The sequence below is a fragment of the Cardinium endosymbiont of Dermatophagoides farinae genome, assembly GCF_007559345.1.
Taxonomy (GTDB): domain Bacteria; phylum Bacteroidota; class Bacteroidia; order Cytophagales; family Amoebophilaceae; genus Cardinium.
In genome coordinates this window covers 637,973-650,201 of sequence record NZ_VMBH01000001.1, presented here as the reverse complement: position 1 = coordinate 650,201, position 12,229 = coordinate 637,973, and the positions used below count along the sequence as shown (strand labels likewise).

Sequence of the window (12,229 nt, the reverse complement as noted above, 5' to 3'; positions counted from 1 at the left end):
AAATAAAAGATGGCAACTACCTACTCTCCCGCGTATTACCGAAGTACCATCGGCGCTGCTGGGCTTAACTACTCTGTTCGGAATGGGAAGAGGTGCACACCAGCGCTTTCGTCACCTTTATTTTTAATTTCTTAACCTTATGAGCTTATATATTACATCGCCCTAAAAGGAAGTAATTGACTACTGTAAAAGCAAAATCAAGAAAAAAAACAAGAAACATTCGGGTAATTAGTATTGCTCAGCTTTGCCATTTCTGACTTTACACCTGCAACCTATCAAGGTCATCGTCTTTAACCACCCTTATTGAAGTCTCATCTTGAGGCGAGTTTCGTGCTTAGATGCTTTCAGCACTTATCTCTTATAAACGTAGCTACTCAGCAGTGCAACTGACGTCACAACTGATACACCAGAGGTTTACCCAACCCGGTCCTCTCGTACTAAGGTCAGCCCCTCTCAAACTTCTAACGCCCGCAATAGATAGAAACCGAACTGTCTCACGACGTTCTGAACCCAGCTCGCGTGCCACTTTAATGGGCGAACAGCCCAACCCTTGGAACGTGCTTCAGCTCCAGGTTGTGACGAGCCGACATCGAGGTGCCAAACCTCCCGTCGATATGAGCTCTTGGGGGAGATCAGCCTGTTATCCCAGAGTACCTTTTATCCTTTTAGCGATGGCCCTTCCATTCGGAACCACCGGATCACTATATCCGTCTTTCGACTCTGCTCGACTTGTTTGTCTCACAGTCAAGCACCCTTATGCTATTGCACTCTACGTACGATTACCATCCGTACTGAGGGTACCTTTGAAAGCCTCCGTTACTTTTTAGGAGGCGACCGTCCCAGTCAAACTACCCACCAAACACTGTCTCCTTCTTCAAAAGGATTAGATAACACATACATAAAGGGTGGTATTTCAACGGCGACTGCTTACGCAGTCTCCCACCTATCCTACACATCATCTACATATTATCAATGTTAAGCTATAGTAAAGGTTCATGGGGTCTTTTCGTCCCATTGCGGGTAGACGGTATCTTCACCGCCACTCCAATTTCACCGAGCTCGTGGCTGAGACAGCGCCCAGATCGTTACACCATTCGTGCAGGTCGGAACTTACCCGACAAGGAATTTCGCTACCTTAGGACCGTCAAGGTTACGGCCGCCGTTTACTGGGGCTTCTATTCAGCGCTTCAATCTTGCGACTTAACACCTCCTATTAACCTTCCAGCACCGGGCAGGTATCAGACCTTATACTTCATCTTTCGATTTTGCAAAGTCTTGTGTTTTTGGTAAACAGTCGCCTGGGCCTTTTCACTGCGGCCTATTGACCCTCCTAAGAGGACCAATGAGGCACCCTTTCTCCCGAAGTTACAGGGCTATTTTGCCGAGTTCCTTGGCCACGAATCACTCGAACACCTTAGGATATTCTCCTCAACTACCTGTGTTGGTTTGCGGTACGGTTAGCTAGCACCTAACGATTAGAGGCTTTTCTTGGAAGTATGATTAGGGTCATTATCTACGCCCCCGAGGGATTGTAGTACTATCACCTTCGACAAGTATGGTGGATTTGCCTGCCACACCTATATCTACGGGCTTTAACCTTCTAAATTCGTCAGAAGGCAGACCTTTCACTCCTTCGTCCCCCTTCTCTATTGCTAGCTAGTATCGGAATATTAACCGATCTTCCATCGCTTACGCCGTTCGGCTTCAGCTTAGGGCCCGACTAACCCATGGATGACAACCATCGCCATGGAAACCTTAGTCTTACGGTGTAATGGTTTCTCACCATTATTTTGGTTACTCATGCCTACATTTTCTTTTCTAATCAATCCACCAAACATCACTATTTAGCTTCAGCTTGATTAGAATGCTCTCCTACCCCTTACTGCCTAAAGCAGCAAGGCCATAGCTTCGGTAATATACTTAATGCCCGTTCATCATCGACGCTTTGTCGCTCGATCAGTGAGCTGTTACGCACTCTTCAAATGAATGGCTGCTTCCAAGCCAACATCCTGACTGTCTAAGCAACTAAACCTTCTTAGTTCAACTTAGTATATATTTGGGGACCTTAGCTGATGGTCTGGGTTCTTTCCCTCTCGGATTAGGACCTTAACGCCCTAACCCTCACTCCTAAGCAAAACTGATAGTATTCGGAGTTCGTCTGGACACGGTAGGTTACCCCCCTAGTCCTATCGGTAGCTCTACCCCTATCAGTATACACTTAAGGCTGTTCCTAAAAACATTTCGGAGAGTACGAGCTATCTGCCGGTTTGATTAGCCTTTCACTCCTACCCACAGCTCATCCAAGGACGTTACAATATCCACTGGTTCGGTCCTCCACGTTGTTTTACCAACGCTTCAACCTGGCCATGGGTAGATCACCGGCTTTCGCGTCTAACTCCTCTGACTAAAGCGCCCTATTCAGACTCGCTTTCGCTTCGGCTTTTCCTTTCAAAAGGATTTACCTTGCCAGAAAAGATTAACTCGTAGGCTCATTATACAAAAGGCACGCCGTCATTTTATACAAAACGCAAGGTTATAATAATACTTGCGTATATATTATACCTTATTAAAAAAACTCCGACTGCTTGTAAGCGTATGGTTTCAGGAACTATTTCACTCCCTTATTCAGGGTACTTTTCACCTTTCCCTCACGGTACTTGTTCACTATCGGTCTCTTAGGAGTATTTAGCCTTACCGGATGGTGCCGGCAAATTCAATCAGCCTTTCACCGGGACTGATCTACTCAGGATACTAACTAAACGCATACCAATTACCTTGACAGGGCTTTCACCTTCTATGGCTTATTTTTCCAAAATAATTTAAGTTCTTGCCATGCATTTAAATTGCTAGTCCTACAACCCCATAACAGCCGAAACTGCTATGGTTTGGGCTAATCCACGTTCGCTCACCACTACTTATGGAATCACTATTTGTTTTCTCTTCCTCTGGGTACTTAGATGTTTCAGTTCTCCAGGTTTGCTTCTCTTATCTATTAAATAAAGAGATACCCTACATAGGTAGGGTGGGTTGCCCCATTCAGAAATTTGCGGATCAAATCGTACAACCAATCCCCGCAACTTATCGCAGTTTATCACGTCTTTCTTCGCCTCTAAGAGCCAAGGCATCCCCCATACGCCCTTTATTATTTCTTACTTACTCTTGAAATGGAAATATGCTGAATCCCTAAAAGGGATCCGCCTACCCTATTTTGCTTTTACAATAAGTCAAAGAACATCTTTCGAAACCTAACGCAATTCAGCCCAGCTCCTTTAACACCTTTATCGGCACCTCTAACGCTTTGGCCTCTTCTACGTTGAATCGTACTACAAAGGTATAACTTTTTTTTTAAACCGCAAATATTTTTTCAAACAAATGTGGTATTGCTTGGGCTGCGTTTAACAAACGCCCAAAAAGCTTGCGCTTAACCAGGAATTGGCATAAATTCCGTGGCTAGACCAGCAAAGGATTAAGGATACCAATGAAACCATATTTAACATTACTAGAACATATTTTAGCGGAGGGGATGGATAAAAAAGATAGGACGGGCACGGGCACAAAGAGTCTGTTTGGCTACCAGATGCGGTTTAACTTAGCGGAAGGGTTTCCATTGCTTACGACTAAAAAAATGCACCTGCGTTCTATTATTCATGAATTGCTTTGGTTTTTAAGCGGGGATACAAATGTAGCTTATTTACATAAACATGGGGTTACGATATGGGATGAATGGGCCACTAAAGCGGGCGAACTAGGCCCTATTTATGGCCATCAGTGGAGAAGCTGGCCTACGGTAACAGGTGCAAACATTGATCAAATTAGTTCGGTTGTCAAGGAGATCAAAGAGAATCCTCACTCGCGTAGGCTACTGGTAAGTGCATGGAATGTGGGTGAAATCCCTAAAATGGCTTTGCCACCTTGTCATGCTTTTTTTCAATTTTATGTAGCAAATGGCAAACTATCTTGCCAACTCTACCAACGTAGTGCGGATGTTTTCTTAGGGGTTCCTTTTAATATTGCCTCGTATGCACTGTTAACCATGATGGTAGCACAAGTGTGTGGGCTAACAGCTGGTACACTGATTCATACCCTGGGCGATGCGCACCTATACCATAACCACCTAGCACAAGCCAGCTTGCAACTCAAACGGACTCCCTATCCATTGCCGACTATGCAACTCCGAGCACAGGTAAAGGATTTATTTGAATTTGTATATGAGGATTTTACATTGCTCCATTATATGCATCATCCAGCTATTAAAGCAGCTATCTCTGTATAAAGAAAAGGAATTTACATGCTACTTTTTGCTTATCGTTGTCTTGGGTGCAGCAACGCCATATAGCTGAATGGACAATGGCGGGAGCTTAAGGAAAAAGTATGCTAATACAGCAGTAGAAAAAGCAGTTTATGGATAGTTAGCATACTCTTCTGCCCATGACCGCCAATAAAAAGTTTGACGCACAATAAAAGTAACGAAACGCTCTATTGTTCAGCGGGAAAAACAGAACTCGCCCACTACGTGGGGTTTAAACAAGCTGTTTTTCTGATCCGCTGAACAATAGAGCGTCTAACAGATTACAAGTTTACTGAAGCGCCAAGTTTTTTTATCGGCGGCCATTAGCACCTTAAGTTGACGCAATTGAAACAAACGCAATTAATATGATATTTTATTTGACAACCAATAAAATATACTCATTAAGTTGACGCCATTGGCTGAATGGGCACGATACATCTTGCTTTATCTAATCATTATAATACTTCTCTACTAAGTTTTTAGCAATGGCAGCTGTTTCTGCATCGACATCGCCTGAACAAGGTTTAGGTCTAAAATGCATCTGAAATGAAGTTAATGTGCTACGAGTATCTTCATCTAAAAAACCGGAACATTGTTTCACGGGATAACCATAGGTCTTTAAATCCTTTTGAAGCTGCTCAATATCTAACTACCTTGTTCTTTTATATCAAGTTCGGATCGATTATACCAAGCACCTATGCCATTTTTATAAAGCTCCTCCCAAGGAAATGCAGGACCTGGGTCTTGCTTTCTTCCAGGGGCTAGATCAGCATGGGCTATTACATTAGTAGGCTTAACACCGTTTCTATAACCGGCTGCATTAATGATATAAGTGTATCGATTTGATAATCAGGGAAAGGGTCCCAAGCACGCCTATTCTCTAGCTCCTTATAACCTGAATTTACTATTTCTATTCCTACCGAAACATCATTTACATCACCATAAATGCCCCACTGACCAACGCCTGCATGCCAAGCCCGCTTATCCTCAGGCACCAAGCCAAAGACCTTCCTCTGGTTATCTATAGCTGCTTTTGGAACTAAATAATGGGCACTAACACGTCCATGTCCAACTGGAGATGGATCTGTTAAGGTGTTTAAAGAGCTTTGCAAATCACCTACAGTATAGTGCGCCACTATAATCTTAAGAGGTATACTTGATGAGCGTTCATTATAGTTTGGAGAAGGATGGCTATAATCCATTACTATTGGATCATTAATTGAGTTACTAGAAGACTCTGCACCATACATTCCATTACGCAATCCATTACATGATGAAAGAATTAGCAAAAGGCCTGTAAACGTAAGTCTTAAATTTGGATTAATGTTCATAAGCGTATCTTTATAAGATTGGGTATAACACCAGACCTTCTGCAAAACCTATTGCTAAATGGCAATTTTGTGGTCTATGCTCCTCAAATACATTTAGTATGCTGGCGACTGCGCTTCTCCTAAAAACTGCTGATCACAAATAGGTTTTGCAAAAGGTCTACTGTACATTACGCGTGGCTGCCTTCATTACAACAACACCTAAAATTTTATTTATTAAAAATAAATTTAAATAGCAAATTTTTATCAAAAAAAACCTATATATAAAGCGCACCACTTACCAATCTTTAAAACATATGGAAACAACAAAGGAAATGCTTTACTACAGCTATACCAAAACACCAATTGGTACAATTTTGTTAACAGCCCACTACAACCAATTAACTGGTCTATACTTGGAAGGGCAAAAATATTTTCCTGTTATACCAAATCAGTGGCAATACCATACAGATAAAATGGTCTTTAAGGAGACCAAGCTACAATTGGATGACTATTTTATTTTAAAAAGAACTGCATTTACAATAGATTATAAATTAATTGGAACTGACTTTCAAATCAATATATGGAAATCCTTACTAAAAATTCCCTATGGGGAGGTGTGCACCTACAAAGCATTTGCTGCTTTAACGGCTTATCCAAATGCAATCAGAGCAGTGGCTTCCGCTATTGGTAGAAATCCTTTGTCTATTCTGCTGCCTTGCCATAGAGTGATTAGCAGTGATGGGTCGCTGGGAGGATATGCTGGAGGAATAGCTGTTAAAAAAGAGTTGCTGGCATTAGAGGATAGCATAACGTCAGCTTAAAAGATTATTTCCTAAAAACTATGCTCACCATAATTTGGCTATTTACCAGCTATTATACAGCTGTCGTATATCAATAAAGCCAAAAGCAATTAGGTTCCCTTGCTTTGGAAAATTATTTTATATCTTAAACTTATACAAATGGCAGATAAAATTACGTTGTAACCATTGGCACAACACAGCAATATGAAAATTGGTTTACTTTCAGATACGCATGGATGGTTGGATCCTAAGGTTTTTGACCATTTTGCACAATGTGATGAGGTATGGCATGCAGGAGACATTGGTGACCCTGAATTGCTCGCCGAATTGGATCGTTTTAAGGGGTTTAGAGCGGTATATGGGAATATTGATGACCGCATAGTAAGGCAAAAATACCCTGAATTTCAGTCATTCCAATGTGAACAGCTTCATATATGGCTGATGCATATAACGGGTTATCCGCCTTTATATACGCTACAAATACGTACCAAATTGAGTCAAACACAGCCTGATGTTTTGGTTGGCGGCCACTCACATATTTTACGGGTAATGTATGACGTCAAGCGTCCTCCACTGCTGTATCTTAACCCTGGTGCTGCTGGACGCCATGGTGCCCATTACATGCGTACGCTATTGCGTTTTGAAATAAACGATAAAAAGATTCACCATATAGAGGTGATAGAGTTGGGGAGGAGGGCAATATTAATAGACTAACTCCGATGGATTATGAAATTTATTGACACCCATGCCCATATATATGACCTGGAAGGTCCATTGTCACTGGTTTTAGAAAGGGCAAAAAAAAAACCATATCCAAAAAATCTATATGCCCAATATAGAGGAAGAGACAATCGAAAGGATGATGGATGTGGCAGCGCTATCTCCCTACTGCTTGCCTATGATGGGGATCCATCCTTGTCATATCAGAAAAGATTTTACCAAACAGTTATATGTGGTAGAAGAATGGCTGGATAAAGGTGGGTTTATAGCTGTTGGGGAAGTTGGTATAGACCTATACCATGATACTACTTTGCTTGAAGCACAACAGGAAGCATTTCGCATTCAACTTGCTTTAGCCAAACGCTACCACTTGCCGCTATCTATTCACTGCAGAAATGCTTTTAAAGAGGTTATCCAATTATTGGAGCAAGAACAGGATGGCAGCCTAAGCGGGGTGATTCACTGCTTTACAGGCAACTTGCAAGAAGCAGAAAAATGTATAGCGCTGGGTTTTTCGCTAGGGATTGGTGGGATTATTACCCTGCCGAAAAGTGGATTGGCTGCAACCATATCGGCTATAGATCTCAAACATTTGGTCTTAGAAACAGATAGCCCTTACCTAACACCGGCACCTTATCGAGGGAAACCCAATGAGCCAAGCTACCTATGTTACACAGCAGCAACCCTTGCAGCAGTAAAAGCAACAACGGTAGCAGAGGTGGCATGCATCACCACGCAAAATGCTGAAGCGATTTTTGAGAAAAAGAAATAGGATCGATATACTAAGGTTAGCATCACTTTATACCAATAGGTGAACTGACCCATCGGTGGTGTGTCTCCTCCCAAATAAATGATCTAGGCTGAGGAAGGTGGGTGCCATATTCTACATAGGCTCTCGATGGCCTAGGACCTAAATGTAACGCAGCACAAAATGCATGAAAAGGGGAAAAATCAGTATATTCTATAGTAAAATATTTTTTAGCGATTAATGATGGCACCATTGAGACGAATGTTTCAAGATCAGCAATCGGTTTTTTATTAAAGGATAACACTTTAAGCCTAAAATCATTTTTAATCCTATACGGAGCAACATTATTAAAAATGTGATTTGTATCCACTTTAACAAAGGTCAAGCTTTTAGCAGGTATGCCACTTATTTTAGCAGTATAATCATCCATTTCAAAAAAGATAGCGCCTCCAAAATGAACCATTTTTTTGATTTTATGAAGCTCAAGATCATAAAGCCCTACCTTGATATCATGCCATTGCCCCATTCTAAGAATGGTTAATACGACATGATCTTTAGTAGATTGATTCATCGCCATATCAAAAGCAACTAAGTTAGGACCTATTTGGCTGCCATTAATGGCCCAAATCACATCTCCAGGAAAGAGTAAACCAAAAGCAGGACTATCAGGGAGCAGATAGTCTACTTCAATAACAGAGGTAGCGCCATTAGAAAAAGTCTTGATGTATTGCTGCTGGACGGATGCCGGCAACCCATCATAGCGGACTACATCCTTAATAGGAGTAGATTTGGTAATCACCCCGACCTGTTTCCTGATTGGAACCTTACCCTGCCGAATCGCTGATAAAGCATACCGAATATATTCAGGATGGATGGCAAACCCAAATGTGTGATTTCCACCATAATTAAGTCCTACCGCTTGTCCATTTTTGTTAAAAATAGGCGAACCACTGGATCCACCCTTGGTATTTAAACTGAGATTAATCGATTGCTGAGGCATGGAATCTTTAATCTCATACAAATCTGCTACAACACCTGTATGTAAAGAAAAGCTGTGCCCCTCATTATTACCAACAATAAAAATAGGCTGATCCATAACTGGATTATGACGACTAAAAGTCGTTTCCGTAACCTCTTTTGGAATCAGTGCAGGGACAACTTGCAAAAATCCATAGTCCAACCATGGATCATAATAGATCAAATGGGCCTCTTGCTGGATGCCATTAAAAAAGGTTATCTTATAGCTACCCACTACGGCAGCCCCTATTATATGTTGATTGGTTAAGATATATCCATTTTGCTTATCTACCACACAACCCGTTCCACTCCATTTGCTACGCTGCTTATAAGCTGAAAAAGAAGCATTTACATTAATCGTTACTACTGATTTTTTAGCATGCTCAATTACCCTTTCAGAGAAGGGTTCCCCAGCCAAAAGCATAGGTGTATGGAGCAAAAAAGCAAAAAAGATAGCCCAAAAATTAGGCCTTAAAACGATCCATTTTCATAAGGGTTATAGTAAACCAGCTGATGGGATAACCTACAGCTACCTAATCTAAAACAATTTCTTGACCCTTCCATTCCAGGTGAACGGGATCCCATTCCCAAACCTTAGGAGGTGCTAAGTTCGGGTCATATTCCACATTAACTGTATAGCAATCATGCGCAAATGAAGTAAATAACCCATGTGATGGAGGCAAGTGATTGATGTACGCCATGGTAAAGTATTTTTCACGCACCAATTGTGGAATCAATGCAATCAACGCATCCAATTTTTGAACAGGCTGACCATTAATAGCCAAACATTCGACACCTAAAATTTTAAAATGGTGCTGTGGATAAGCATATACTTTAAAAATTGTATTGGGTGCTGCAATACAAGCAACTAAAGTTTTAGGTGAAACGCCTGCCAGTGTACTGCAAAAATCATCTGTTTCAAAAAAAGTAGTACCGCCAAATTGAACCATTTTAGTGATGCGATGGCTATTCAAATTGTAATAAGGCAACGTAATATCATAAAACGACCCATTTCGAAAAATGGTCAACACCAGCTGGTCTTTTGATGATTTATTCATAGCCCTATCAAAATCTACCAGATTAGGTCCAACCCATTGACCATTAAACTTCCAAATCAAATCCCCAGGATACAGCTTACCCGCTGCTGGTGTCCCCTTTAGGATGCGCTGTACTTGTAAAATTTTATTTTTTGCATCTGGAAACTTTTTTAAATACTCTTTTTGTGATGATTGAGAAAGATGATTATAACGAATGGCCTCATCTAATGGATAAGTAGTTAATAAAGCACCAATATGTTTTCTAACGGGCAGTTGCTGTTGCTTTAACGCAGCTAATGCATGATGAACATAGGCTAGATGTAGTCCAACATCCATGGTGGCTGAGCCAGCACAATTTAAGGCAATATCCTCCCCAGCTTCATTAAAAATCAAAGAACCATATGCACCAGTCTTGCTAGGCATACTGACACGAATACAATGCTGGGGCATGGTCCATTCCAGACTAAAATTAGCATCATCTATGCTTCCAGTATACAGCAGTGGTTTTTTTTTCTTAGCAATTGTAAAAACAGACTGACCCAGCAATGGATCCTTATTACTTAACTTTATAGGTTGGATTTCTTTAGGAAGCATGGAGGGATCTACTTGTAGAATCGCAAAGTCTACCCAAGGATCATAATAGGCTAACTTGGCTTTAGTCTCTGCACCATTAAAAAAGCCAATCGTATAGTCTGCAATTATAGAGGGTCCAACAATAATGCCAGATGTTAAAATATAGCCAGCTTGCTTGTCTATTACAACCCCAGCACCATGCACCCCCAGAGGGGGAATATAAGCAGTAAGTGCTATGTGTATATCCACAGAAACTACAGACCGCTTGACATTTTCAATTACACCCGACTTAAAGTTAGCCTTACCATAACAAATGGAATAAGCGCCAATCGCTAAAAATAACCCTAAAGCAGTAGATAAAATATTTTTATAGCGCATATTTAGTAATTCAATTAATGATACCGGAGATTAGCCTCAGATAGATAAAAAAACAGTTTAAATTGCTTTTATTTTTCTAAATCTTTTTCCCTGCTTGTTTTACACCTTCGTATACCTTTTTGGGTAGTACCTTCTTAGCAAACTTTTGCATCCTTCTCCAAAAACTGGCCTTTTCCTTCATTTTCTGCATAAGATTGACGTTTGCTTTTAGCTTACGCAAGCTATCTGCTCCACCTGCAGCTGCAACAGCCGCAGCACCACCCGCTACACCGGCAGCTAAACCGCCGCCTTTAGCCATTCCCTCTTTCCCTTTAGCTGCAGCACCACCTGGTCCAGTAGCTGCACTACTTTTTTTTGCAGCTCTAGGGGGGCTATTTCCGGCATCATGGGTCTTACCGGATCTACTGGCAGGACCACCTGCTGCAGCAGCTCCTCCAGGCTTTCCTACACTACTACCTGGTACATGTCCGCCTCCTCCAATGCCACCGCCACTACCACCAGGCCCATTACCTGCAACGCCGCCTTTAAAACCCTTGCCAGAATGATCCATATCAGGACTAGCACCAACAGAAGGAGCTGCGCCCATACTAGAACCATTGGAACTAGTCGAGTCAACACTGGAAACAGAACGACGAGAACGCGTACCACCACCATTTGATCCTTGATAAACCTGATCAGGACCTCCATCGTAGGCACCAGGTGGTGCACCACTATAGGCACCATTCATGCCATTAGGCGTTGGCGCAAAAGTCTCCTTATAAGCGGACGGTGCGCCAACAGCCTCATTATAAGACGGCGGTGCATCCCCCCCCGACTAAGTGAACCCTTTGAGGTTGCACTAGCACCCGATGGCTTTGTGTAATCGCTATCTATACCCGCAGCAGACTTGCCTTTTCCTGCAGAAACGACCTCTTCCAATACAGCTATATGGGCCTCTGCCCTAATCAGTGTACCATCTACTTGAAACATAGAATAGACGATGTCTAGATCGACCAATCTGCCTTTAAAATCAATTTGACCCCAGATTACACGAATGTAATTAGGCGCATTGTTTTTCTTATGGATGCTATAGGCAATATCTTGCAACTGCTTTACTTGTTCGATAACCGCAATGGTATTGCTACCAGGTATAATGCCTGTACCATCAAACAAAAGACTAAAAGAAAGCAACTTTGGAGGAGATCCATAGTATTTTAGCGAACCAAAACTAGCAACTCCGTTAGGGACACCGTAGGCTACTGCACTTTTAATCGCTAAGTTTTCTGGATTAATAGATGTTATAAATTCCCCTGTAAAAGAGGAAAACTTATTGTCACTACATGCTTTAATAACTAGTTTGCTAACCTTGCTCATAACTA

General features: G+C 41.7%; 10 protein-coding genes and 2 rRNA genes. 4 read left to right on the top strand and 8 right to left on the bottom strand.

The features are described from left to right. Window positions 1–7 precede the first annotated feature (7 nt). Together rrf and FPG78_RS03025 are read right to left on the bottom strand one after the other, a co-directional pair. Window positions 8–119, bottom strand: a 5S ribosomal RNA gene (gene rrf, locus FPG78_RS03030). 89 nt (window positions 120–208) lie between these two features. Then, a 23S ribosomal RNA gene (locus tag FPG78_RS03025) occupies window positions 209–3,152 on the bottom strand. A 326-nt stretch (window positions 3,153–3,478) separates the two neighbouring features. Here FPG78_RS03025 and FPG78_RS03020 point away from each other — a divergent pair. Then, window positions 3,479–4,273 carry a thymidylate synthase gene (locus tag FPG78_RS03020; RefSeq protein WP_144086553.1) on the top strand — a complete coding sequence of 265 codons (795 nt, stop codon included), beginning with the start codon at window positions 3,479–3,481 and terminating at the stop codon, window positions 4,271–4,273. 463 nt (window positions 4,274–4,736) lie between these two features. Here FPG78_RS03020 and FPG78_RS03015 read toward each other — a convergent pair whose 3' ends face one another. Then, entirely contained in the window at window positions 4,737–4,931 is a 195-nt protein-coding gene (locus FPG78_RS03015; RefSeq protein WP_144086552.1) for a peptidoglycan-binding domain-containing protein, read from the bottom strand. 136 nt (window positions 4,932–5,067) lie between these two features. Continuing rightward, window positions 5,068–5,619: an N-acetylmuramoyl-L-alanine amidase gene (locus tag FPG78_RS03010; RefSeq protein WP_144086551.1), complete on the bottom strand. Its 552-nt coding sequence runs from the start codon at window positions 5,617–5,619 to the stop codon at window positions 5,068–5,070. A 293-nt stretch (window positions 5,620–5,912) separates the two neighbouring features. On the opposite strand from FPG78_RS03010, the gene FPG78_RS03005 reads away from it, so the two are divergent. The 3 genes from FPG78_RS03005 (at window position 5,913) to FPG78_RS02995 (ending at window position 7,890) form a co-directional block, all read left to right on the top strand. Next, window positions 5,913–6,419, top strand: coding sequence for a methylated-DNA--[protein]-cysteine S-methyltransferase (locus FPG78_RS03005; RefSeq protein ID WP_144086550.1), 507 nt, complete (start codon window positions 5,913–5,915; stop codon window positions 6,417–6,419). 183 nt (window positions 6,420–6,602) lie between these two features. Beyond that, on the top strand, window positions 6,603–7,112 hold the full coding sequence (locus tag FPG78_RS03000) for a metallophosphoesterase family protein (protein WP_144086549.1): 510 nt from the start codon (window positions 6,603–6,605) through the stop codon (window positions 7,110–7,112). 112 nt (window positions 7,113–7,224) lie between these two features. Further along, the gene (locus tag FPG78_RS02995; protein WP_255431726.1) at window positions 7,225–7,890 is read left to right on the top strand and encodes a TatD family hydrolase; all 666 of its coding nucleotides are present in this window, start codon (window positions 7,225–7,227) and stop codon (window positions 7,888–7,890) included. Between the two features lie 22 nt (window positions 7,891–7,912). Here the strand turns inward: FPG78_RS02995 and FPG78_RS02990 are convergent, their stop codons facing one another. The 4 genes from FPG78_RS02990 to FPG78_RS02975 all read right to left on the bottom strand — a co-directional run bounded on the left by FPG78_RS02990 (window position 7,913) and on the right by FPG78_RS02975 (window position 12,224). After that, window positions 7,913–9,322: a S1C family serine protease gene (locus tag FPG78_RS02990; protein WP_144086548.1), complete on the bottom strand. Its 1,410-nt coding sequence runs from the start codon at window positions 9,320–9,322 to the stop codon at window positions 7,913–7,915. 94 nt (window positions 9,323–9,416) lie between these two features. Continuing rightward, window positions 9,417–10,871 (bottom strand): S1C family serine protease, encoded by a 1,455-nt coding sequence (locus FPG78_RS02985; RefSeq protein ID WP_144086547.1) that lies wholly within the window; start codon window positions 10,869–10,871, stop codon window positions 9,417–9,419. A 76-nt stretch (window positions 10,872–10,947) separates the two neighbouring features. Continuing rightward, window positions 10,948–11,598 carry a hypothetical protein gene (locus FPG78_RS02980; RefSeq protein ID WP_144086546.1) on the bottom strand — a complete coding sequence of 217 codons (651 nt, stop codon included), beginning with the start codon at window positions 11,596–11,598 and terminating at the stop codon, window positions 10,948–10,950. Continuing rightward, window positions 11,595–12,224 (bottom strand): CIS tube protein, encoded by a 630-nt coding sequence (locus FPG78_RS02975; protein ID WP_144086545.1) that lies wholly within the window; start codon window positions 12,222–12,224, stop codon window positions 11,595–11,597. Before FPG78_RS02975 ends, FPG78_RS02980 begins: the two co-directional genes overlap by 4 nt. Window positions 12,225–12,229: the final 5 nt, after the last annotated feature.